This is a genomic window from Arcobacter iocasae, from assembly GCF_042214795.1.
GTDB lineage: Bacteria > Campylobacterota > Campylobacteria > Campylobacterales > Arcobacteraceae > Arcobacter > Arcobacter iocasae.
In genome coordinates, this window is record NZ_CP090177.1 from 2,626,776 (window position 1) to 2,650,864 (window position 24,089).

At 27.8% G+C, this 24,089-nt stretch carries 26 protein-coding genes; 18 read left to right on the plus strand and 8 right to left on the minus strand.

The features are described from left to right. Positions 1–32 precede the first annotated feature (32 nt). The 13 genes from LXN10_RS13155 (at position 33) to LXN10_RS13215 (ending at position 11,569) form a co-directional block, all read left to right on the plus strand. On the plus strand, positions 33–425 hold the full coding sequence (locus LXN10_RS13155) for a NifB/NifX family molybdenum-iron cluster-binding protein (protein WP_129099860.1): 393 nt from the start codon (positions 33–35) through the stop codon (positions 423–425). Between the two features lie 120 nt (positions 426–545). Beyond that, on the plus strand, positions 546–1,325 hold the full coding sequence (gene hypB / locus LXN10_RS13160) for a hydrogenase nickel incorporation protein HypB (protein ID WP_375723447.1): 780 nt from the start codon (positions 546–548) through the stop codon (positions 1,323–1,325). A 1-nt stretch (position 1,326) separates the two neighbouring features. After that, positions 1,327–1,608, plus strand: a complete 282-nt coding sequence (locus LXN10_RS13165; protein WP_375723448.1) for a HypC/HybG/HupF family hydrogenase formation chaperone — start codon at positions 1,327–1,329, stop codon at positions 1,606–1,608. A 5-nt stretch (positions 1,609–1,613) separates the two neighbouring features. Further along, on the plus strand, positions 1,614–2,738 hold the full coding sequence (hypD, locus tag LXN10_RS13170) for a hydrogenase formation protein HypD (RefSeq protein ID WP_375723449.1): 1,125 nt from the start codon (positions 1,614–1,616) through the stop codon (positions 2,736–2,738). 183 nt (positions 2,739–2,921) lie between these two features. Beyond that, a complete protein-coding gene (gene hypE / locus LXN10_RS13175; protein ID WP_375723450.1) occupies positions 2,922–3,920 on the plus strand; it encodes a hydrogenase expression/formation protein HypE in 999 nt (332 codons plus the stop codon). Between the two features lie 121 nt (positions 3,921–4,041). Beyond that, on the plus strand, positions 4,042–4,383 hold the full coding sequence (hypA, locus tag LXN10_RS13180) for a hydrogenase/urease nickel incorporation protein HypA (protein ID WP_375723451.1): 342 nt from the start codon (positions 4,042–4,044) through the stop codon (positions 4,381–4,383). Between the two features lie 91 nt (positions 4,384–4,474). Then, a complete protein-coding gene (locus tag LXN10_RS13185; protein WP_375723452.1) occupies positions 4,475–6,370 on the plus strand; it encodes a sensor domain-containing diguanylate cyclase in 1,896 nt (631 codons plus the stop codon). A gap of 80 nt (positions 6,371–6,450) precedes the next feature. Beyond that, positions 6,451–7,572, plus strand: coding sequence for an ABC transporter substrate-binding protein (locus LXN10_RS13190; protein WP_375725345.1), 1,122 nt, complete (start codon positions 6,451–6,453; stop codon positions 7,570–7,572). A 123-nt stretch (positions 7,573–7,695) separates the two neighbouring features. After that, positions 7,696–8,592 (plus strand): branched-chain amino acid ABC transporter permease, encoded by an 897-nt coding sequence (locus tag LXN10_RS13195; RefSeq protein ID WP_375723453.1) that lies wholly within the window; start codon positions 7,696–7,698, stop codon positions 8,590–8,592. Positions 8,593–8,594: 2 nt separating this feature from the next. Then, complete coding sequence (locus LXN10_RS13200; RefSeq protein WP_375723454.1) at positions 8,595–9,635, plus strand: branched-chain amino acid ABC transporter permease; 1,041 nt, start codon at positions 8,595–8,597, stop codon at positions 9,633–9,635. Further along, positions 9,632–10,399 (plus strand): ABC transporter ATP-binding protein, encoded by a 768-nt coding sequence (locus LXN10_RS13205; protein WP_375723455.1) that lies wholly within the window; start codon positions 9,632–9,634, stop codon positions 10,397–10,399. Before LXN10_RS13200 ends, LXN10_RS13205 begins: the two co-directional genes overlap by 4 nt. After that, positions 10,392–11,090, plus strand: a complete 699-nt coding sequence (locus LXN10_RS13210; RefSeq protein ID WP_375723456.1) for an ABC transporter ATP-binding protein — start codon at positions 10,392–10,394, stop codon at positions 11,088–11,090. The genes LXN10_RS13205 and LXN10_RS13210 overlap by 8 nt, the downstream gene beginning before the upstream one ends. Positions 11,091–11,176: 86 nt before the next feature. Beyond that, a complete protein-coding gene (locus LXN10_RS13215; RefSeq protein WP_375723457.1) occupies positions 11,177–11,569 on the plus strand; it encodes a TerB family tellurite resistance protein in 393 nt (130 codons plus the stop codon). On the opposite strand, the gene LXN10_RS13220 is transcribed toward LXN10_RS13215, so the two are convergent. Continuing rightward, positions 11,566–11,937 carry a hypothetical protein gene (locus tag LXN10_RS13220; protein ID WP_375723458.1) on the minus strand — a complete coding sequence of 124 codons (372 nt, stop codon included), beginning with the start codon at positions 11,935–11,937 and terminating at the stop codon, positions 11,566–11,568. The genes LXN10_RS13215 and LXN10_RS13220 overlap by 4 nt on opposite strands. A gap of 87 nt (positions 11,938–12,024) precedes the next feature. Between LXN10_RS13220 and LXN10_RS13225 the strand changes: the two genes are divergently transcribed. The 5 genes from LXN10_RS13225 to LXN10_RS13245 all read left to right on the plus strand — a co-directional run bounded on the left by LXN10_RS13225 (position 12,025) and on the right by LXN10_RS13245 (position 15,994). Beyond that, on the plus strand, positions 12,025–12,225 hold the full coding sequence (locus LXN10_RS13225; RefSeq protein WP_375723459.1) for a hypothetical protein: 201 nt from the start codon (positions 12,025–12,027) through the stop codon (positions 12,223–12,225). Continuing rightward, on the plus strand, positions 12,215–12,430 hold the full coding sequence (locus LXN10_RS13230) for a hypothetical protein (RefSeq protein WP_375723460.1): 216 nt from the start codon (positions 12,215–12,217) through the stop codon (positions 12,428–12,430). The genes LXN10_RS13225 and LXN10_RS13230 overlap by 11 nt, the downstream gene beginning before the upstream one ends. After that, positions 12,427–12,888: a type II secretion system protein gene (locus tag LXN10_RS13235; protein WP_375723461.1), complete on the plus strand. Its 462-nt coding sequence runs from the start codon at positions 12,427–12,429 to the stop codon at positions 12,886–12,888. The genes LXN10_RS13230 and LXN10_RS13235 overlap by 4 nt, the downstream gene beginning before the upstream one ends. After that, a complete protein-coding gene (locus LXN10_RS13240; RefSeq protein WP_375723462.1) occupies positions 12,885–14,735 on the plus strand; it encodes a primosomal protein N' in 1,851 nt (616 codons plus the stop codon). The genes LXN10_RS13235 and LXN10_RS13240 overlap by 4 nt, the downstream gene beginning before the upstream one ends. A gap of 71 nt (positions 14,736–14,806) precedes the next feature. Continuing rightward, complete coding sequence (locus LXN10_RS13245) at positions 14,807–15,994, plus strand: tetrahydrodipicolinate N-succinyltransferase N-terminal domain-containing protein (RefSeq protein WP_375723463.1); 1,188 nt, start codon at positions 14,807–14,809, stop codon at positions 15,992–15,994. 74 nt (positions 15,995–16,068) lie between these two features. On the opposite strand, the gene LXN10_RS13250 is transcribed toward LXN10_RS13245, so the two are convergent. Genes LXN10_RS13250 through LXN10_RS13280 form a run of 7 tightly spaced genes read right to left on the minus strand, consistent with a single transcriptional unit; the run spans position 16,069 to position 24,085 of the window. Continuing rightward, a complete protein-coding gene (locus tag LXN10_RS13250) occupies positions 16,069–17,901 on the minus strand; it encodes a GGDEF domain-containing protein (RefSeq protein ID WP_375723464.1) in 1,833 nt (610 codons plus the stop codon). 44 nt (positions 17,902–17,945) lie between these two features. Then, positions 17,946–19,250, minus strand: a complete 1,305-nt coding sequence (locus LXN10_RS13255) for a murein hydrolase activator EnvC family protein (protein WP_375723465.1) — start codon at positions 19,248–19,250, stop codon at positions 17,946–17,948. Next, on the minus strand, positions 19,243–20,061 hold the full coding sequence (locus LXN10_RS13260; RefSeq protein WP_375723466.1) for a cell division protein FtsX: 819 nt from the start codon (positions 20,059–20,061) through the stop codon (positions 19,243–19,245). Before LXN10_RS13260 ends, LXN10_RS13255 begins: the two co-directional genes overlap by 8 nt. Further along, positions 20,048–20,710 (minus strand): cell division ATP-binding protein FtsE, encoded by a 663-nt coding sequence (locus LXN10_RS13265; RefSeq protein ID WP_013135204.1) that lies wholly within the window; start codon positions 20,708–20,710, stop codon positions 20,048–20,050. Before LXN10_RS13265 ends, LXN10_RS13260 begins: the two co-directional genes overlap by 14 nt. Next, positions 20,697–21,899, minus strand: a complete 1,203-nt coding sequence (trmB, locus tag LXN10_RS13270) for a tRNA (guanosine(46)-N7)-methyltransferase TrmB (protein ID WP_375723467.1) — start codon at positions 21,897–21,899, stop codon at positions 20,697–20,699. The genes LXN10_RS13265 and trmB overlap by 14 nt, the downstream gene beginning before the upstream one ends. A gap of 1 nt (position 21,900) precedes the next feature. Then, positions 21,901–23,175 (minus strand): fibronectin type III domain-containing protein, encoded by a 1,275-nt coding sequence (locus tag LXN10_RS13275; protein WP_375723468.1) that lies wholly within the window; start codon positions 23,173–23,175, stop codon positions 21,901–21,903. After that, positions 23,123–24,085, minus strand: a complete 963-nt coding sequence (locus tag LXN10_RS13280; protein ID WP_375723469.1) for an RluA family pseudouridine synthase — start codon at positions 24,083–24,085, stop codon at positions 23,123–23,125. Before LXN10_RS13280 ends, LXN10_RS13275 begins: the two co-directional genes overlap by 53 nt. Between the last annotated feature and the right edge of the window lie 4 nt (positions 24,086–24,089).

Genomic DNA, 24,089 nt, shown 5'->3' on the forward strand with positions numbered 1-24,089 from the left:
ATGCTCGTATAAATAAATAAAAGGTGAATATAATGAAAATAGCAATTCCCGTAAAAGACGATAAATTAAGTTTCTTTAGCAACGCAGGGCATACTCCAAAGTTTGCAATATATGATTTAAGTGGAACAGGAATGTTCCGTTCTTTTAACCTAAACTCTGTAATAAATAATCCAAGAAGTGACTTAGACCATGATCATCCAGAAGAAGAACATGCTTGTGATCATGCACATGATGATGAAGAGCATATAGCACAACATGCCAAAATGGGTGTAGCACTTAACGGTTGTGATTATGTTGTAGTTAAAAAAGCTTGTAAAAATACAGCTAAATCTTTTACTTCACAAGGTATAAAGATAGTTAAGTACAATGGTGAATCACTAGATGTAAATGATATATTAAAAGAGACATCTGCGAACTTTGCGTAATAAATGCTTTTTTAGTTCTAAAAGTACATAAGAAAGTAAAATTTTAGTTTGGTTTTATATTACTTGCATTACACTACAGTAAATGAACAAGTATTCATAAACTAAACTAAAAGGCAAAACATGTGTAAAGATTGCGGTTGTAGTATAACAGACCATCATCATCACGACCATGAGCATAGCCATTCTCATGATAGTCACTCTCATCAAGCGGCACACGAAACACTTCATCATAATCCACAGTTAAATGATTCAAAAACAATCTCAGTAATCAAAAAAATTCTTGATAAAAATGATCATGAAGCAGCTCACAATAGAGCTCACTTTGAAGAAAACAAAGTATTAGGTATAAACCTTATGTCAAGTCCAGGAAGTGGTAAAACAACACTATTGGAAAAATTTGCTGATATGGTTGATTTTAAATTTGCAGTTGTAGAAGGCGATTTAGAAACATCAAGGGATGCAGATAGACTAACAGCTAAAGGTATAAAAGCAGTTCAAATACAAACAGGAAGTGCTTGTCACTTAGATGCTTTTATGGTACACAAAGGATTACATGATATTCCATTAGATGATATAGATGTTTGTTTTGTGGAAAATGTAGGAAACCTTGTATGTCCAGCATCATATGATGTGGGAACTCATTTAAATATAGTATTAGTATCAGTTCCAGAAGGTGAAGACAAAATAGAAAAATATCCTGTGATGTTTAGATGTGCTGATTTAATACTTATCACTAAAACAGATTTATTACCATACTTTGAATATGATATTCAAAAAGAAAAAGAGTATGCAAGAAAACTAAATCCAAGTGTTGATATATTAGAAGTATCAACTAAAGATGAAGAGAGTATTAAAAAAGTAATAGAGTGGATAAATTTTAAGAGAAGTATGAGAAAATAAAATGTGCCTATCAATACCATCAAAAATAAAAAGTATAAACAAAGAGACTAATACTTGTGTAGTAGATACTATGGGAGTAGAGCGAAGTGCAAGTTTGGATCTTATAGACCAAGAAGTATTCCTTGGAGATTATGTACTTATTCATATAGGTTTTGCTATGAATAAAATAGATGAAGAAGATGCTTTAGCATCACTTGAAGTTTATAAAGAGATAATAGAAAAAATGGAAGAACAAGATAGACTGCGAGAAATTGAAAACGCAGAAAATTGTCCTTCTAGGTAAAGTGTATGAGTGAACTAAAATTAAAAGATTTATATGATGGATTTAGAGATCCTAAAACTATAAAAGCACTTAAAAAGCTAATAGACAAAGAGGCACAAAAACTAAATAGAGATATAAACATTATGGAAGTATGTGGTGGTCATACCCATACTATTATGAAGTATGGACTTCCTCAACTTCTTCCTTCAAATATAAACTTTGTACATGGTCCGGGTTGTCCTGTATGTGTTATGCCAAAAGAGAGAATAGATCATGCTTATATATTAAGTTTACAAGAAGATGTAATACTTGTAACACTAGGTGATATGATAAAGGTACCAGGAAGTCGTGGAAGCTTACAAGATGCTAGAAGTAAAGGTGCAGATGTAAGATTTGTATATTCACCTTTAGATACTATAAAAATAGCAAATGAAAATCCAAATAAAAAGATTATCTTTTTTGCAATAGGCTTTGAAACAACTACTCCAATGACAGCAGCACTATTGGAGCATGTAACTAAGAGTGAAGTAAAGAATATATTATTTCATATAAACCATATAACAGTACCAGAACCTATGAGGGCATTACTTGATAGTAGTGATTGTAAAATAGATGCATTTATAGGACCTTCACATGTAAGTGTAATAACTGGCTCTAAGATATATGAAGAGTTTGTAGTGGATTATAAAAAGCCAGTAGTAGTAAGTGGCTTTGAACCAGTAGATGTAATGCAATCAATTCTATCTATTATAAAACAGTTCAACGAAAACAGATGTGACTTAGAACTACAATACTCAAGAGCAGTAACATATGATGGAAACTTAAGAGCTCAAGAGTTAAATAATAAGTTCTTTACAAAAGCAGAACAGTTTAGATGGAGAGGTTTAGGGGATATCAAAGATTCATCATATAAGTTAAGAGATGAGTATGCTTCAATTGATGCAGAGATAATATATAAAGATATCTTACCAAATGAAAAGATAGATGACCATAAGCTTTGTATCTGTGGAAGTATTATGAGAGGTGTAGCTAAACCAAATGATTGTAAAGTATTTGGAACAGCATGTAAACCTAGTAGCCCATTAGGGTCTTGTATGGTGAGCTCAGAAGGTGCATGTTCCGCATATTATAAATATGGAAATCTACTATAGGGATATTAGGATTCATCTTTTGTTCAATTTCATCGTTGAAGCTAAAAATTTAGATACTCACTTACTACTGTAAGCTCCTACCTAAATTTTTATCTCCGCCTTGAACTAGAACAAAATCTAAAACCTACTATCCCTATAGTTTGTAAGTATAATTAATAAGAAGAAAAACTATTAGGATAAAAGATGACTAAAACAATAACACTAGCACATGGTAATGGTGGGCAAGAGAATAATGAGCTTATTACTGAAGTTTTTTATAAGGCTTTTAAAAATGATATTCTAAGTAAGAGTGAAGATGCTGCTGTTATTCAAGATGGTACTTTGGCTTTTTCTACTGATAGTTTTACGGTTAGTCCTATAGAGTTTCCAGGGGCTGATATTGGTAAACTTGCTATTTGTGGTACTTGTAATGATTTAGCCATGATGGGTGCAAGACCTAAGTATCTTACTTGCTCTGTTATTCTTGAAGAGGGTTTTGATGTTGATACTTTGAATAGAATAGTAAGTAGTATGCAAAAAGAGCTTGAGGTAAATGGTGCTATTGTTGTAAGTGGAGATACTAAAGTTGTGCCAAGAGGAAGTGTTGATAAGATATTTATAAATACTACTGGTATTGGACAGATAGAACAAAAAGGTATCTCTTCTAATAGTATTCAAGAAGAAGATGTAATTATCGTATCAAATTCTATTGGAAAGCATGGGGCGACTATTTTTGCAGCTAGGGAAGGAATTGATTTTTCTACAAGTTTAAAATCTGATTGTGCTTCTCTTTGGCCAGTTGTTAAGAAGCTGATTGATTCTGGTATTAAAATTAGAGCTTTAAGAGATGCTACTAGAGGTGGAGTAAGTGCTGTATTAAATGAATGGGCAAAACAATCTGATGTTTGTATAGAAATAGAAGAAGAAAAAATACCTGTATGCGATGAGGTGAGTGGTATTTGTGAACTATTAGGCTTCGAAGCTTTAAGTTTAGCAAATGAGGGTACTTTTGTAATGGCTATTTCAAAAGATCAAGTTGATAGTGCTTTAGAAGTTTTAAAATCGCATGAGACTTCAAGAGAAGCAGCTATTATTGGAAAAGTTACTTCTAAACATAATAAAAAAGTGGTTTTAAATACTGCTTGGGGAACACAAAGGTTTATTGATTTGCCAACAGGTGAATTACTTCCAAGAATCTGTTAAGTACAATTCGTTGTACTCTTTAAGGTTTGCTTCTTTAAAGGGAATTTATTTCCCTTGTTAAAAGAAGTTGAAAAATATATAGGTTCCCTTTTTTAATGGGACATTTAAAAAGGAATAAAAATTGCATGAATATTCAATTGTTCAATCACTTTTAGAAAGTTGTGAAGAACACGCAAAAGCTAATAATGCTACAAAAGTTACCAAAGTGGTAGTAAAAATAGGTATTCTAAGTGGAGTTGAACCTGATTTACTCCAAACTGCATTTGATACATTTAAAGAAAAAACCATATGTGATGAGTGTGAATTTATTGTAAATAAGCAAAAAATAGTCATAGAATGTCAAGATTGTGAAGAAGAATCAACTTTAAAGAAGAATGAATTTACTTGTCCAAAATGTAATTCTTCTAATATAAGAGTTGTAGATGGAGAAGATATGTATTTGATGTCTTTGGAAATGAGTTAACTTAAAGTAAAAAATTAATTTTTTACAAGGGATAAAAGTTAAAAGTTAAAATAATAATATAAATAAACTAACCTTAGGCTAAGGCATATTAATGAAAAAGGTAACATTAAAAGAGATAATTTATAAAAACTATCTTAAGACAACTTTATCATCTATATTTTTTATTGAGTTAGTTTTGTTAATTTTATATTTTTATGCTAATAATAATATTTTAGAAAAAAGTAAAAACTTAGTTCTAAAAGATGTTAAACAAAGTGTTAACGAAAGAGTTATGTTTATTAAGAATGATATTAATAACTCTTTTAAAAATATAGAGACTAATCTAAAATACTTACAAAATGAACAACAAAACTTTTTTAAAGAAATTAATAATATAAAAAATAATGATAATGTAAAGTTTGAAGATACTTCAAGTGGTGGTTATTATAAAAGTATTGATAATGGAGGTTCATCTGTTTGGGTTAAAAAAACAGCAGAGCTTACTGATAAGTTAAAAATCGAACTAAATAAAACTGAATTATTAGATAATAATTTAAAAACAAGTGTTGTAAATAATGAACTAGTAGTAGCTGCATATTATAATTCAAGATATAATTATTCAAGATATTACCCTTTTATAAAAGATGTATATAATGTTATTTCAGATGATACAAAAGTAGAAGATTACACTTTTTATTATAATGCAGATTTAAAACATAATCCACAAAAAAAAGTTGTTTGGACAGATGTATATTTAGATCCAGCGGGATTAGGTTGGATGATAAGTGCACTTGTTCCTATTTACAAAGGAGATATATTAGAAGGAGTAACTGGACTTGATGTAATCATTAATAAAATTATTGAGAACTTCCTTAATTTTAAAATTCCTTATAATGGTTCAACTTTTCTGATTGACAAAGATTTAAATATTATTGCAATGGATGAGAAAATAAAAGATGAATTTAAGATTGAAAACTTCCATGAGTATAAATATTCTAAAAATGAAAAGATATCACATACAATTTTTAGAAAAGAAAAAGAGTCTTTATTTTTTAAAAATAAAGACTTGTGTAATATTTTAGAAGATATTATTTCCAATAAAAATTACAAATATGAATTTAAAAAAGGCGATGATAAATATTTTATTTTTCCAAATAAAGTTGATAAACTACCTTGGTATACAATTACATTAGTTAAAGAATCTAATGTATTAATAGGTGTAGAAAACATAAAAGAAGAATATATTCATTTAGGAATTACAATTATTGTGTTTATTCTCGTTTTTTATTTTTTATTTTTTATTTATTTGTATAAAAAAGCAAATGATTTTGTTTTATTAGTAAATTCTCCAATATTAAAAATAATTAATATGACAAAAATTCTTGGAAGTAAAAAAACTGAAATATCTTTAGAAAATTGTGGAATTGTTGAGATTGATAAATTAAGTGAAAATTTTAATAATCTTGCAAAAGAGTTAGATATAAGAACGAAAGAGTTAATTGATGCAGAAGCTAGTCGTGCTTTTCATGAAAAACTATCAAATACAGATGCTTTGACAAAAGTTTATAATAGAAGATTTTTAGAAGATTTTTCAAAAAAATATTTTGAAATAATTAAAAGGGAAAAAAGTACTTTATCTATATTAATTGTTGATATTGATGATTTTAAAAGTATAAATGATAATTATGGACATGAAGCAGGGGATCAAGTATTATTAGGATTAGTAAAACTTATGCAAAATAAAATTAGAGATAATGATTTTATTGTAAGACTTGGTGGCGATGAGTTTTTAGTTCTTTTACCAAATTCTGATATTGTAGGAGCAAAAATAGTAGCAGAAAAATTAATTAAATCTATATGTGAATCTAAAAATGAGTATAAACGATTTACAGTAAGTATTGGTAGTGCTGAATATAATTTTGAAGATAAAGATATTAATTGTCTAATACGAAGAGCTGATGAAGAATTATACAAAGCAAAAAAATCCGGTAAAAATCAATTATCTTAATATTTTAATTTTGTATATTTATATCTTTAAACTATAATATAGTATAGTTATCAATTAAAAAATGGGAGAGTAATATGAATATATCAAAAAAAATTTTAGGTCTTAGTGTTGCTACACTTTTATCTTGTAGCTCACTTCTAAGTGCTAAAGAGATTAAAGTTGGTGCTGTTATGCCTATGTCTGGACCTCTTGCAGCTTATGGACAAGTTACAAATTTAGGTGTTGAATTAGCACATAAATTACAACCTAAATTAAAGAATGGTGATACTATTAAAATAGTATTATTGGATAATAAAGGTGACAAAGTAGAAACTGCAAATGCTACGACAAGATTAATTTCATCTGATAAAGTAGTTGCTATTTTAGGTGCTTTAACTTCTACTAATACTGCACAAACAATTGCAATTGCTGATAAGAAAGAAGTACCAGTTATTGCAGCAGTTGCTACAAATGATAAATTAACTGCAAAAAGAGAATTTGCAAATAGAGTTTGTTTTACTGACTCTTTTCAAGGTGAAGTTGTTGCAAACTATGCAATAGCTCAAGGGTATAAAACTGCTGTTGTAGTTGTAGACCAAGCACAGGTTTACTCTTTAGGTCTTTCAAAAGCTTTCCAAAATGCATTTAAAGCCAAAGGTGGGAAAATTGTTAAAAAAATCAAAATCACTTCAGGTGATAAAGATTTTAAAGCTGTAGTTTCTCAAATCAAACAAATAAACCCAGACTTTATGTTCTTACCTTTATATCATCCAGAAGCTTCTATGATTGCTAGACAATCTAAACAATTAGGATTAGATAAACCAATGTTTAGTGGTGATGGTGTTGCAAATCAAACATTTATTGACTTAGGTGGAAATGCTGTTGAAGGTTATATGTTTACAGATTTCTTCGATTATGCTAATCCTCCATCAAAAACTTCAGCAGATTTCGTAGCTTTTCATACAAAAGAGACTGGGGATAAAGAGATGAATTCATTTACTGCCTTAGGTGCAGATACATACAATATTTTAATTGATGCAATGAATAGATGTGAAGACCCTACAAATTCTATTTGTATTAATAAAGAGATTAAAAAAACAACTAACTTTGATGGGGTATCTGGAAACATTACAATTGACAAAGATGGTAATGCAACAAGATCTGCAGTTATCAAAGAGATTAAAAATGGAAAAGCTGTATTTAAAGCAACTGTAAATCCATAATTAAAACAAAAAACAAAATTAAAAAAGTTTAGTCTTATGACTAAACTTTTTTTGTAATAGTAAAATTAATTTGTGTTATTTTTATTATTATAAAAAAAGTACTAATATGAATTGGGAGATTTAATGGATATATTAACGTTTATGCAGCAGATGGTAAACGGTTTTAGTTTGGGTAGTATGTATGCCCTTATTGCGATTGGTTATACGATGGTTTATGGTGTGCTAAGATTGATAAACTTTGCACATGGTGATATTATGATGGTTGGAGCTTTTTTAGCTTATACTTTTATGGCAGTATTTGATTTGCCTTTTCCTCTCACCGTGTTATTAGCAGTTACTCTATCAGCAGCACTTGGAATGTTAATGGACAAAATTGCTTATAAGCCCTTAAGAGAAGCTCCAAAAATATCTTTACTTATTACAGCTATTGGAATATCTTTCTTTTTAGAAAATGCTTTCACTGTATTTGTAGGTGGAGTTCCACGAGCTTTTCCGGTTCCATCTTATATGGAACAAATATTTACAGTAGCTAATGTTACATTTTCTGTTTCATCAGTTACCGTTCCTCTTGTAACCTTAATATTACTTTTAGGAATTTTATTTGTTTTATATAAAACAAAATATGGTATGGCAATCAGAGCTTTATCTTTTGATATTAAAACAGTAAATTTGATGGGGATTGATGCAAATATGATTATATCATTAGTATTTGCTCTTGGTTCTGCATTAGCTGCTGTAGGTGGGATATTTTGGGCTGTAAATTATCCTTCTGTTGAACCTATGATGGGAGTTTTAGTTGGATTAAAAGCCTTTGCAGCTGCCGTTGTAGGTGGTATTGGTTCTGTTACTGGTGCTGTCTTAGGTGGTTTTATTATTGGATTTACAGAAGTTGTTGTAATCGCATTTTTCCCTGAAATGGGTGGATATAAAGATGCTTTTGCTTTTGTATTTTTAATATTAGTATTATTATTTAAACCTACTGGTATTATGGGTGAAGATTTAGAAAAGAGTAGGTTTTAATTATGACAAATGATTCAATTTTTACAAAACAAAGAATAATTAATCTAGGTATTATTATTACTGCTATTTGGTTTACTTGGTTTGCTCAACAAGTTTTTGATGAATATACAGTAAGAATTATAAATAATGTTGCGATTTTTATTATTTTAGCAGTTTCTTATAACTTAATAAATGGTGTTACGGGACAGTTTTCATTAGAACCAAATGGTTTTGTTGCAATTGGTGCTTATGTTACCGCTATATTATTAGTCGATAGTGAAGGTATGTTATATCAATATGATATTTCAGATCCTTATCCATGGATTTTAGCATTACAAACTAATTTTTTCTGGGCTTTAATTTTGTCAGGTATTATTTCGGCACTTTTAGCACTTTCTTTATCTTTCCCAGTATTTAGAGTAAGAGGTGATTATTTAGCAATTGTTACTCTAGGATTTGGTTTTATAATTAGAATTTTGGCTATTAATTCACCAGAGATTACAAATGGTTCTTTAGGGATAAATGATATTCCTCAATTTTCAAATTTATATTGGACAGGTGGAACTGCTATATTTGCAGTAATGGCTATTTTAAATATAATTTATTCAAAATATGGTCGAGCTATGAAAGCGGTTCGAGATGATGAAGATGCTGCAAGTGCAATGGGTATTAATACTTTTAAAATAAAAACATTGGCTTTTACAACATCAGCATTTTTTGAAGGTGTAGGTGGTGGATTATTAGCTGCGCTTTTAACATCAATCAGTCCAGATTTATTTACTTTCTTCTTTACTTTCCAATTATTAATTATTATTGTAATAGGTGGACTTGGAAGTACTACAGGAGCAATCATTGGTACAGTTATGGTTATGGCTGGATTAGAATGGATGAGATTCTTAGATGAACCAATTAATTTTATGGGAATTCATACAGATGGATTACCAGGAATGAGAATGGTTGTATTCGCCTTGATTTTGATAATAGTAATGCTTTTTGCAAGAGAAGGTTTAATGGGAAAAAGAGAGTTAAAAGATTTATTTAAAAAGAAAAAGGCAAACAAATGATTTTAGAAGTTTGCAATGTAACTAAAAACTTTGGTGGAGTAACTGCTATAAAAGACACTTCATTTCAAGTAAAAGCAAAAGAGATATATGGACTTATTGGTCCCAATGGTGCTGGTAAAACTACTATGTTTAATATTATCACTGGAAACTATGAACCAACGCATGGTGATATAAAGTTTCATGGTCAAAAAATCAATGGAATAAAACCATATAAAATAGTTCATAGAGGAATAGCAAGAACTTTTCAAAATATCAGACTTTTTAATTCAATGACAGTTTTAGATAATGTTCTTATTGGTTTTGATTATCAAGCTTCATATTCATATTTTGAAACAATTTTTAGATTGCCAAGATTTTTCAAAGAAGAAAAAAGAGTAAGACAAAGAGCTTTTGAAATTATGGAAGTGTTAGGAATCGCCCAGTATGCTGATGAATTAGCAACTTCACTTTCATATGGTAGTCAGCGAAAAGTTGAGATTGCAAGAGCTTTAGCTGCAAACCCTCAATTGCTTCTTTTAGATGAACCAGCAGCAGGAATGAACCCACAAGAAACACATGAATTGGCAAAACTATTTTTTAAAATAAGAGATCAATTTGATATAACTATTTTATTAATAGAACATGATATGAAATTTGTCAATCATTTATGTGATAGGGTTATGGTATTAGATTATGGAAAAACTATATTTGAAGGTAAAATAGAAGATGCCATCAAAGACGAAGAAGTAATTAAGGCTTATTTAGGAGATTTTAAACATGCTTAAAGTAAAAAATTTAGAAGTCTTTTATGGTCTTATAAAAGGTGTAAAAGGCATTGATTTTGAAGTTCAAGAGGGAAAGATTGTCTCTTTAATTGGCTCAAATGGTGCTGGTAAAACTTCAACTTTACAATCAATTGTTAATGATGTAAAAAAAACTGGAAGTATTTTTTTTAATGATTTAGACATTTCAAAACTGCCAACACATAAAATAATTCAAAAGGGTATCTCTTTAGTTCCTGAAGGGCGAAGGGTATTCCAAAATCTTACTATTGAAGAGAATATGAGAATGGGGTCTTTTAATCAAAGTGAAGAATTTTATGAAGAACATCAAGAAAAGATGTTTAACTTATTTCCAAGATTAATTGATAAAAAAGGTCAATTAGGTGGAACTATGAGTGGAGGAGAACAACAAATGCTGGCAATTGCTAGAGCTTTGATGAGTTCACCAAAACTTCTTATGCTAGATGAACCATCACTAGGTCTTGCACCAAAGATTATTGGGGAACTTTTTGAGACGATTATTAAGCTAAAAGAAGAGGGAATTACAATATTACTTATAGAGCAAAATGCATATGCAGCCTTAGAAATTTCTGATTATAGTTATGTTCTAGAAAATGGGCAAGTTGCTTTAGAAGGTACGGGAAGTGAACTTCTAAAATCAAATGATATAAAAGCAAAATATTTAGGTGCTTAAAATATCTTTACGGTTTACCATTGATTAATAGTTAAATAGTAAAGTACATTATATAAAAAAATCAGGGAAAATAATATATGTTATTAATGAAATTAGAAACTAAAGAAAAATTTGCTTTTTTACAGTTGGCTCAACACCTAGCAAGAGTTGATGGGGAATATGGAAATCGAGAACAAGATGTTATAGATGAATATTGTGTTGAAATGGGAATTGATAAACCAAGATTTTTCAATGAGGCAGATTTTAATTTAGATGAAATACTTTGTTCTTTTAAATCAAAAAAGAGTAGAAAAATTGTTATTTTGGAACTTATGATTTTAGTTCATATTGATGATAAATTTGATAAAAAAGAGCATGAATTGACTAAAAAGATAGTTGATTCTTTTAAAATCAATGATAAAGATTTAAAATATTTTTCTTTTTGGGGAAAAGCTGTTTCTTCTTTATATGAACAAGGTAAACTTTTTATCGAAGATTAATATGCTATTTTTGTATAGATCTGAAATAGGTGACTATTTGGATCTATGAAAAATACTTCTTTTTTAGAAGAACTTTGTCTTACTTTCTTGTTATTTAATTCATTTATATTATCACCAAATAATAACTTCTCTTTTTTAAAATTTATAATTAACTGATTAAAAGATATTTCATCTACTTCAAAGACATAGTGGTTGTTTGTATACTCTTGTGTCTCTTCTAATTCAAACTTTAATTTTTCATTTACACTTACAATAATATTTTTATTTTCAGCCTTAACAGACTTAAAATCAAAGATTCTTTTATAGAAGTTTTTAGCAATTACAGAATCGATACAAGGAACAATAAAATGTACAAGATTAATATTCATGACTTAAACCTTAGTTATTTCTTTACTATTATACATCATCTGTATAAAATTTATTGTAATAGTTATAAAATTTAGATAAAATCACGCATGGAAATAACTGAAAAACTTAATACACAAATAGATAAACTATTAGAAGATTATGAATTATTAAAATCTAAAAATCAATATCTTACAATAGAACTTGAAAAATTAAAAAATAAAAATGATGAATTAATTAGAAATAATCAAGATATGCTTTTAAAAATTGATAGTACTTTAACTTTAACAAAGGCAAAGAATGGAGAATAAAAAACTTACATTTCACATTGATAATATGGCATATAGTATTAATGTAGACCCAAAACTTGAGATGGAATTAACAAAGTTTCTATCTCCTGATAGATCACATACTACAAAAGAACTTTTATATGCTTACCTTTGTAAAGCCCAAGAACATTATACTTTTAAAGAAGAAGTAGAAAAAATTTCAAACAAACTTCCAAAACTTTCATGAAAAAAGCTTTTTCACTATTAGAAATAATAGTTGTTGTTCTAATAGTTGGATTACTAGGAGCATTCGCAATTAATAAGTTTTTTTATTCAATTGATAAATCAAATAATTTTAAAATAAAATCAGATGTTGCACTTATAAATAATGCAATAAATAAAACTTATTCAAATCAAGTTTTATTAGGAAATTCAACTTTTACTTTAGATAGATTAGATGATGCTTCAATAAACATAGCAGGTGAATCATTATTTGTAGGTTACAATGAATACATTTTATTAGATGTAGTTATTTTATCAAGTTCAGAAGATAAAAAAGAGATTGGAAAATGGATAAAAACTTCACAAACAACTTATAAAGCTTATCTTTCAAAAGATAAAGTTATAACTTTTGAGTTTGATAATAATAAGGGCACTTTTGCTTGTAAAAAAAGTGATGAAGTTTGTAAAGAGTTTATGTTATGAGTTTTTATTATGAATTAGCACTGTTAAAATCACCTTTAGATAATTTGACTTATTGTAGTGATGAAAAAATAGGAATTGGAACATTAGTAGAAGTCTCTTTACAAAGAAGAAAGGTCTTATCAAAAGCTGTAGTTGTAAAAGAGGTTGAAAAACCAACTTTCAAATGTACTACAATTCAAACAATTACAAATTTTTTTTATTCAATTGATATGATTAAAATAGCTACTTTTACCTCTATGTATTATGTATCTTCTCTTGGTGAAGCTTTATCTTTATTTATTCCTTTTGATAAAAGTGTAATTAAAAATAAAGATGAATATAAAGTTGAATCAAATATTCTTTTATCAAAAGAGCAAGAAGAAGCATACAGTTTTTGTTTGGAACACAAACAAGCTTTGCTTTTTGCAAATACAGGTGCTGGTAAAACAGAAATATATATTAAAACTATAGAAAAATATTTAAATGAAAATAAACAAGCTATTCTTCTTATGCCTGAAATCTCTTTGACTCCACAGATGCAAAATAGATTGGAAAAGGTTTTCAAAGAAAAAGTTGCTATTTGGCACTCTAAAATTACTAAAAAAAGAAAAGAAGAGATAATAAATAAGGTTTTAAAAGGTGAGATAAAACTATTAGCAGGTGCTAGGTCAGCTCTGTTTTTACCACTTGATAACTTAGGCTTGATAATTGTTGATGAAGAGCATGATGAATCATATAAAAGTGATAGTAAACCAAGATATAATACAAAAGATTTATCTTTGTATATATCAAAAACTTTAGATATTCAAGCTATACTTGGAAGTGCAACACCATCTTTGAATACTTATCATAAAATTCCTTTTTATAGATTGTCTAAAACATATTTTGATACTAAAAAAAGTATAAACTATGATGATAGCACTTCAAATTTAAGTCCAAAGATTGTAAATAGAATAAAAAGTATAATTGAACAAAAACACCAAGTAATTATTTTCCTTCCTACAAGAGCCAACTATAAGTACCAAGTTTGTACAACTTGTGGAAGTTCTGTTGAGTGTCCTTTTTGTTCTGTTTCAATGAGTTTACATAAAAACTCACTGGCACTTAAATGCCACTATTGTGGATATACCCAACAAATACCTAAAAGTTGCCCCTCTTGTAAAACAGGAGTTCTTCATAACTTAAGAGTAGGAACTGCTCAAATTGAAGAGGAATTAAATTTTATATTTCCAGATAAAACAATAAAAAGATTTGATAGGGATGAAGTAAAAACAGATACACAATTGAGAAAAGTATTAGAAGAGTTTAATAATAATAAAATAGATATTTTAGTTGGTACTCAAATGCTTTCTAAAGGACATGACTATCATAATGTAAAACTAGCAGTCGTACTTGGAATTGATTCAATATTAAAAATGAACTCATATAAAGCAAGGGAGAGAGCACTTTCTCTTTTGATTCAAATTTCTGGAAGAAGTGGAAGAAAAGGTGAGGGTGAAGTGATTATTCAAACTCAAAATAGAGATTTCTTTGATTTTTATTTAGGTAATAAAGATTACAAAGAATTTTTAGATGAAGAACTAACTTTCAGAGAAGACTTATATCCTCCATATTATAAATTAGCAAAAATCATATTTGCTCACACAAATGGATTGAAAGTAAAAGATGAGTTTGATAAATATACAAATATTTTAAAATCAAATGAAAAAATAGAAGTTGTAGGAGCTAATCAATCTCCTATTTTCAAGTTATCAAATAAATATAGATATGAAATATTACTTCGTTCTAAAAATATAAAAGCTTTAATTGAAGTTCTACATAGTATAAAATCACCTATGGTGAGTATTGATATGGATACTATATATTAGAAAATATATTTAATTTTCTCTTAGTAAAGTTTATAGTATAATCGACAAAAATTTACATAGGACAGAATAATATGATTTATACGGCAGATGAATTTAAAAAATTAGTTGAGGAAGTTCAATCACAAGATTGGTATAGAAATCCAATAGGATTTGGTATTGCAAGAGTTGATAGAGGACAATTAAATCCAGAAAAAATCTTACAAGCAACATACCCAGTTGTAAATTGGAATGAAAACTTTGGAAGTGCAGCTATATTTTTAAAAGCATTAAAAGATTCAGGAGCAGATGTAGATACAACAAAGTCAGAATTAGTATGTAATGTTACGGATGACTTCTTAACTTCTTGTATTGAAGCTTTTAGACCATTTAACCCAGAAGCAAAAGGTGACGCGCATAGAAATGTACAAGTTATCTCTTCTCTTGCTACTTTACCTTTAGATTCAGGTTTAAGCCCTGATGATTTTAAAGTAGTATTTATTTTTGAAGATGCAAACCCAGTAAGTGTTGAATCTGTTTATTTAAAATTATATGCTCTTTCACTTGGAAAAGCAAAATTAAGAAGTCTTAATTTAAATGGTGCATTTGGTGTATTAGAAAATTGTGCATGGACTGGAAGCCAACCAATTGAATTAGATTGGTTAAGAGCAAATGAAATTTCATTAAAAATAACTAATCAATATCCAGAAATCACTATGGTAGATAAATTCCCAAGATTCTTATCTCATGTTATTCCTGCTGATAATACAAGAATACTTGAAACTTCAAAAGTAAGATTTGGTGCACAACTAGCAGCTGGAACTACAGTAATGCCTGGAGCTGCTTATATTAACTTCAATGCGGGGACTGAAGGTGCTGTTATGGTTGAGGGAAGAATTTCTTCAAGTGCAGTAGTTGGTGCTGGTTCTGATGTTGGTGGAGGAGCTTCTATTCTTGGAGTTTTATCAGGTACTGATGGTGTTCCTGTTTCTATTGGTGAGAATACTCTTCTTGGAGCAAATTCTTGTACAGGTACTGCTATTGGTGATGGTTGTATACTTGATGCTGGTGTTACAATCTTACCAGGAACTAAAATTGCACTTTCTGAAAAAGCAGTTGCTGCATTAAAAGAGATTAATCCAGATAAAGAAATTACAACAGTTATGAAAGGTAGTGATTTTATTGGAGTTAATGGAGTTCACTTTAGAGTAAACTCTCAAACTGGTCAAACAGTTGCTATGAGAAGTACTAGAGAAGTAAAACTTAATTCAGATTTACATTAATCAAAAAGTTTGATTAATAAAAAAGGGATGAGTTTTAACTCATCCCTTTTTTTATAGTTATCGAAAATATAATATTAAAATAATTCTACGCTAGTTTTTTGCTCTTTTGCAAATCTGACAACTTTATCTCTTCCATTACTTTTTGCTTCATATAAAGCAATATCAGCATTTTTAACAACAGTATCAAATAAATTTGAATCATCTGGGTACATTGATAATCCTATACTTACTGTCTTTTTAATAGTAGTACCGGCATATACATCAATCTCATTTTCTCTAACTTTTGTTCCAATTTTGTGGGCTATATTCATAGCATTTTCTTCTGAATCAACACCAATAAGAAGAACCATAAACTCTTCACCACCATATCTAACTATAATATCTGAATCCCTTACACTGTCTTCTAGAATTCTTGATAAACTTTTTAGTACTCTATCTCCAATATCATGTCCATATTCATCATTAACTGCTTTAAAATGATCCATATCTAGCATTAATAAACCAATTTTTTTCTTGTCTCTTTTTATTTGAGGAAGAAGTTTTTTCAAATGTTCTTCAATAAATTTTCTATTATATAATTGAGTTAATCCATCTTTAAATGCAGAGTCTTCTAGTGCTTGCATTAAAAGTTTAACTTCAACTGCTGGTCTGGCTTCTTTTAAAAATCTATTTATAAATAAACTTTTATTTTTTAGTTCATCTAGTTCACTTTCTGTATCCACAACAAAATGTATGATTAGGTATAGATTTTCAACAATATCAATATTTAAACAATAGTAAAATTTATCTTTTTTAGTAAAGTATGGACAACTCTCATGGAAGTCAATTGAAATAACATCACTTTTTGTTCTAGCTGCTCTACAAAGATGAGGATTATCTTTTATTGCATCATGACAATAAAATGATTCTCCTACACTAATTACTTTTTGCATTTTTTGTTTTTTTATATCTATTTCAAAAAAAGTGAAATTCTTTAGATGAAATTTATTTTCAAAAACTTGGGAAATTCTTTGATAAATTTCTTCTTTTGTACTATCTAATTCTACTTGTTTTTTAAATTGATATAAATTTGATAAGTTGTCAATTATATCTTTTGATTCATTAAGAGGATTTGTATTTAAATTACTTCTATCTCTATATCCCACAAAACCTTGAAGCTTTTTATCAATATCGAGAGAAGTATCTTTAAAAATAGTGATTAAATTATTATAATCATTAGTTACTTGTACTACATCTGTTGTCAATCCTTCTGGGATATCTATTTTTTTAAATTTACCAACTTTAGCTTGATTGATATTGTCTCTTAGTTTCATATATAGTGAAAGGTAAGGATTAAATACTTTTTTAGAAAATAAAAATACAATAATTACTGCTAATAAAATAATGGTTAGAATTACATATATAGATCTAACTCCAATCTCTTTTAAAGTACTAACATCTAATACTATACTAATAGCCCCCAAAGTATCACCTTCTGAAACATTGTGACACTCTAAACAACTAACTTCTGCTTTATAAGGAATTGTAACCCTCACATTAGTATTAATAAAACCCTCTTTAACAATATATTTTGTTTCCCCATTTCTAATAACTTCTTTATCTAAGTTATCTTTTGGATTTTTAAAACTTTTTGTTTCAAATTCAGGATTTTTTATATTAGCAGATCTTACAAGCCATAAGTCTTTTATATTTCTAATTGAAGAGACATTTTTTAAAAATTCATCAATATTTGAGTCATTTTTAACATGTAAAGCTAATCCACTTTTTATTACTTCAGATATTGATTCTGCTGTGCTAACTGAAGATTTAATAGATACAGTTCTTAAATTATAAAGTGAAATACCTGTAATAAAAATAGCGACTAATATAAGTAGAATTAAAAATTGTACAATAATATTTTTTTTCATATTTTCCTTTCAAAGAATGTATTTTAATATAATAATTATTAATTTTATTGGAATATGTCTGCAGGGTCTATATATTTATTATTTACAATTGCTTCAAAAGTTAAAGTTTCATCAACTCTTCCTACTACATAACCTTTTTTTATCCATTTTCCAACTTTTAATGTTGGTGAAATTTGATCCAAATGTGAATAAATAGTATATAAACCATTTTTATGTTGAATAATTACAAGATTCTCTAACATACCTGAGTTTTGTTTTGAATATACAACTTTTCCATCAAGTACAGAATAAACTTTTGCATCAGGTTCATTTGTTTTTAATAAAATTGATTCATTAAATAATTTAATTTTATAAACAGGATCATAATATTTACCAAATTTCTTTAATATAGAATATGATTTTAAAGGAGCAATAGTTTTACTGCCTCTATATTTACCAATTTTTACACCTTTTGTTGAAGAGCCTAAAATCCTAACATCTAAGTCAATTTCCTCTGCATTATCTTTTTGTACTGACTCTTGTGTTTTTTGCACATTATTAGATTTATTTTTAGCAGCTTTTGCTAATCTCTCTTCTTCTTTTTTCTTTTTTAGTGCTAATAATCTTTCCCTTTTTCTTTTTTCTTCTTCTTTCTTTATCTCTTTTTCTTTTAAAATATTAAGTGTTGAAAGTAAGTTTGTCAAAGAGTTTTGTTTTTTGATTATTGTTTTTAATTCATTTTGGTAAAGTTTATGTTTTTCTTCAATTGAAGCCAATGATTCAGAGTGTTTATTAAGTAAATAATTTAATATTTTCTTTTTCTTTTCTCTTTTTTCTATGTAGACATTTAATTTTCTGATTTCTCTTTCATTATCACTTTTATTTTGGGTTATTTTCATATATTGATTATCAATTTTTAACATATTATCTTTTGCTTCTGAAGATAATATTTCATAAATTTCACTTTGGGTTAATTCTTGTAAGGAGTCTTTATTTGCAAGCTTCATAGCAACACCAGAAGAGTAATCTTCAATAATAGTATTTATCAACTCTTCTTCATAATCTTTTTTTTGATTTTGAAGTATTTTACCTTTGATGCTTAGTTCATCTAGATTTTTTCTAGAATCATTTAGCATCTCTTTATGTTCATTAATATCTTTTGTTACAAGATTAATCTCTTTTTCTAGTTTTTTTAACTCTTCATTTTGATCTTCGATTTGAGTAGCCAAAGATTGAATTTTTTGCTCAGTTCTACTTTTTACATTTTTATTTTTAGACAAGATAGTTTTATTATTTTGAATTTTGTCATCAATAGAACTGGCTTGAAAGATAATAGTGATAAATAAAGTTAAGTATAATAGTCTATGCATTTTTGATTTTATATCTAAAAAGTACTCCAAAAATTGTAACTATTGATATACCAAAAGATAATAAAAATAGTTTTAAAACCTCTAATTCAACAAAAATTTTTGTGTTTAAAATATCATTTAATTCAGCAGGCAATAGCATGTTTAAATTATATGAAACAAATACGAACAGTGATGCAGAGATAATAAAAGATAAAAATGCACCATAAATAGCATGTTTTATTACAGGTGAAGCACTATACAAAATAGAAGCACCATGTAATTGAAAAATCATAATTCTTTGATTATGTGCAAAAAACCAAATAGTAACTTGTTTTGAAAGAATAATTACCACAAATATTAGTATTAATCCAAACAATACAATTATAATATCATTTATCATTAGAAGTAAAAGATAAATTTGATTATGATTTTTTGAAAATATTTCTATTCTTTTTATATTTTTGTCATTTAAAAGTGAGGCTCGTATCTTCTTTAGTTCAGTTGATGTGGGAAAAGAGTTTAAATGTATTTCATAAAAGTGCGGTAATCTTTTATTCAATAAATCAATAGAACTATCTGATAAAGTACTTTTAACATTGTCTATAATACTTCTATTTGATAAAGTATTTATTTTATCAACTTTTATTCCAGCTATTGTGTCAAAATTTTCTTTTATCAAAGGAGTATGAGTAATTATTACTATAGAATAATCACTTGATATCTTTTTTTTATAAGTGTTAACAACATTATTTGTTAAAAGATATATTGAAAATGTTATTAACATCACAGTTAAAGGAATGACAAAAGTAAGAGTATTTTTAAGAGACTTCATATATTATTCCATCTTCAATTGATAATTGTCTAAATCTTATTCCAAAGTTTTTAGGTACTCTATGCGTTACTACAACTACAGTGATTCCTAGTTGTTCATTTGCACCTTTTAGTAAGTTCCAAACTACATCAGCTGAATAATCATCAAGGTTTCCAGTTGGCTCATCTGCAATTATGATTTTTGGATTGTGGGCAAGTGCCCGTGCTACTGCAACTCTTTGTTGCTCTCCACCACTTAGTTCATTTGGATAGTAACCCTTTCTATGAGAAAGCTTTACATGATTTAGTAGTTTATTTGCTTGCTCTGCTGATATCTCGTGTGAGTAACCATTTATTTTAAGAGGTAACATTATGTTTTCTTCTATTGTCCACTCTTGTATTAATTTATAATCTTGAAATATAACACCTACATCTTTTCTAAGATCTCTTAGGTTTCTATTTCCTATGTGTGCTAATTCAAAATTATCAATTATAAAACTTCCATGTTTTAATGCAATATCACCATACATTGCTTTTATTAGAGTTGACTTTCCACTTCCACTAGCTCCACCTATAAAGATGAACTCTTTATGTCCTATGTGAAAAGTTCCTTTTTTTATGACAAACTTATTTTCGTCATAAGCTAAATATATATTTTTAGCAGTAATCATTATTCAATATCTCTTTCATTTTATTATGAGCTTTTATATTACTACTTGTAGGAATAGGTTCACCTTGATAGTAAGATATAATTCCATCTCTTATTATCAGATATTTTGATAAGGGTCTATTAAATGAACCAAATGTTACTTGGATAAGTCCAGAGTTTTTTTCATTTTCAATAAGGTAAAAATCTTCAATGTGGTAAAAATAATCATCAAAAATTACAGACTCCTGTGATATGTTTTCAAAAGTTTTTATTAAATTATTTATCTTTTCAAAAGAGAAATCTTTATTTGGTTCAATCTCTTCATCAATGGTATAAGAGTGCAAAGTTACATCATAAATGTTTTTATTTTGTTTTTTCCATCTATCTTCATATTTACTAGATATTGGTAAGTCTTTATTAATATCAATTTCAATTTTTCCACTGCTTAGGTTTGTCAATAATTCAACACAAAAATCAAAATATTTTCTACTATCAGTTCTAAGTTCTAGTGTTCCAGTAAACTTTAATACTCTTTTAGCTTCATAAATAAAATCATTACTATAAACTCTTCTGTGAGGTTTTTTATCCCAAGGAACAGGAAAGTGAACAAATATTTTACCCACTGAATTTGACTTGATAAACTCCATAAAAAGTCTAGCATCATAATTTACAACTATTATATTTTTTATATTAAGGATTTTTATTTGTTTAAGTACTTGTTCTATTGAAGGAGTATGAATCTCTAAACCCATAAATTGTACATCAGGATTATTTTGTGCTTGATATAATAAATGTCTTCCTGAACCAAAGCCGATTTCTATTTGAATTTCATTAGTTGTTTCAAACTCATTTACAAAGTATTCTATATCTTTTAAATACTCTTTTTGTGGTTCTTGTTTTTGTGAGAAGTTATTTGTATTTGAAAATATAACATTTGCATCTGTGTGTTTTACAAAAGTGTTTAAAGCATCTTTTACAATTGTAACAGGAGTAACTCTTGTTACTTTATCTGCTTTTACTATTTTATTGTCTTTATTATCTTTTAATGTCAATAAAAAATCTTTTGTCTGATTTGAAACACCTATTTTATACTCTGTTTTTTTAGGTTTTTCACTTACATTATAAGATTTTGCTATAAACTTAAAATCAACACCATCTTTATTTGATGGTGTTATTAATTCACCATTATTATTAAATACTATGTGCGGCATATTATTTATCTAATAGTTTAGGTAATACTAATAGTGTTTCATTTGTTCTTTCTGAAACAATACCATTTTCATCAACTGCTTCAATAGAATAGTTATATTCAACACCTCTTACGATGTCTTTGTCTTCAAATCTTAAGTCTGTGATATTTGTATATTTTTGTTTTCTTACTTTAAAAAAACCATCTTTTATAGTTTTATATACATTATAAGATACTGCTCTATTATCACCTGGTTGCCAATTTAATATAGCTTTTTCACCTTGGATTTGTGCAAGAGTTAAAATAGGTTTATTAAGTTTTGTAAGTGTTATTCCCATTACTGGATTTACTTCTTTACTACTTTCTAAACCATCTTTATCAATAGTTGTTATTTTATAAAAGTATCTTTTCCCATCTTCATTTATAAAATCTTCATAACTAGTTGTATTCGTATTTAGTTGTTTTAATTCGCTAAATGAACCATCTGGAGATGTGTTTCTATAGATTTTATATCTTACAACATCAACAGAAGCTGAAGGTTGCCAATTTAATGTTATTTTTTTAGGTTGGTTATTTGTAGCAGTTAAATTTTGAACACCAGCTGGTAAAGCTTTTGTTTGAGCTTTTACAATTTGGCTATCTTCTGATGGTATATCTTGAAATGTATAGGCAACTACTTTATATAAATAAACAACATTATCTTTTAAATCTGTATCAATATATTCAGCTTGTAATCTACCATCTAATGTTTCTAATTTTTCCCAATCAGAATCTTGTGGTGTTGATCTAAATATTTTATAATATTTAATCGCTTCATTTTCATGTGGTCTCCAAATTATTTTTATTTGTCTTGGAAGATTAGAAATTGCTTGAATAAAGGCAATTGGTTCAGGTCTTGGTAAAGTCATAACTTGAAACATTTTTGTAGGTTTTGATTCTACATCACTAGCTGTACCACTTGAAAATGTATATGCATATTTTGTATTTGGTTTTAGATCACTGTCTAAATAGTGTGAAGAGTATCTGTTTTCAATAAATTTAACTAATTTTAATTTTGTACTCTCTTCATTTAAATTTGCTCTGTAAAGATTATATCCAGTTACTCTTGAATCATCAACTTTTTGCCATTCAAAGGCAACTGCTGTCATACCTGAAATAGTTCTAATAGAATTTGAATCAATTACTTCTAATGTTTCATCAATCTTAGGTTTATTCCCTTCACCTAAATTTTTTGTACTACAACCACTAATCAATAAAATTAAAAGCAGAGCGGATGAAATTTTTATCCAGTTTGTCATTTATAGTCTCCATATTAAAGTTTTCATTTAAAAATTCATTTATATCATTTGATATGTTTGCTTTAAAATCCATTTTTTCATTTGTGATAGGATGGATTAAATATAAGTTAAAAGCATGTAGATAAAACCGATTTATTTTATTTAATTCGCCCTTAAAGCCATATAAATTATCACCTAATATGTGTCTATTGATACTATTTAGATGTACTCTTATTTGATGGGTTCTTCCAGTGAAAAGTTTACAACAAATAAGTTCATATTTTTCATCTTTAGTAATATCTAATTTTGCAAATGCTGTTTTTGCATTTTTGCCTTTTTCAACAATCCCCATTTTTAATCTATTATTTGGATTTCTAGCTATTGGTTTATCAATTACAATATCATCTTTTAAGGGCATATCAATTATTGCTAAATAATATCTTCCCATAGTTTTGTCTTCAAGTTGTTTTGATAAAGCCACATGTGCTTCATTTGTTTTTGCAACAACCATAACACCACTTGTACCTTTATCTAATCTATGTACAATACCATGTCTTTCTTCTCCACTAATAGTAGAAAGTGATATATTTTTAGTCTTTAACCAATCTACCAATGTAGGTTCTTTTACACTTGCAGCTGGATGAACAACTAAATTGTAAGGTTTATTTACAACTAAAATATGTTCATCTTCATATATTATTTCAACATCAAAGTCAACATCAAAGCTAATACTTTCTTCAACTTCTGGAAGTTCCACTAAAATCTCTTGATTTTCTTTTAATTTATAACCTGTTTTTGTGATGATTTTATCATCAACTTTCACATACTCTTTTTTTATTAGTTGTTCTATTTGATTCCTTGATTCACCAAGCTTTTCAGACAAAAATTTATCTAGTCTTGATTCTTCAAAAACAATAAAGTTTTTATGCATATTT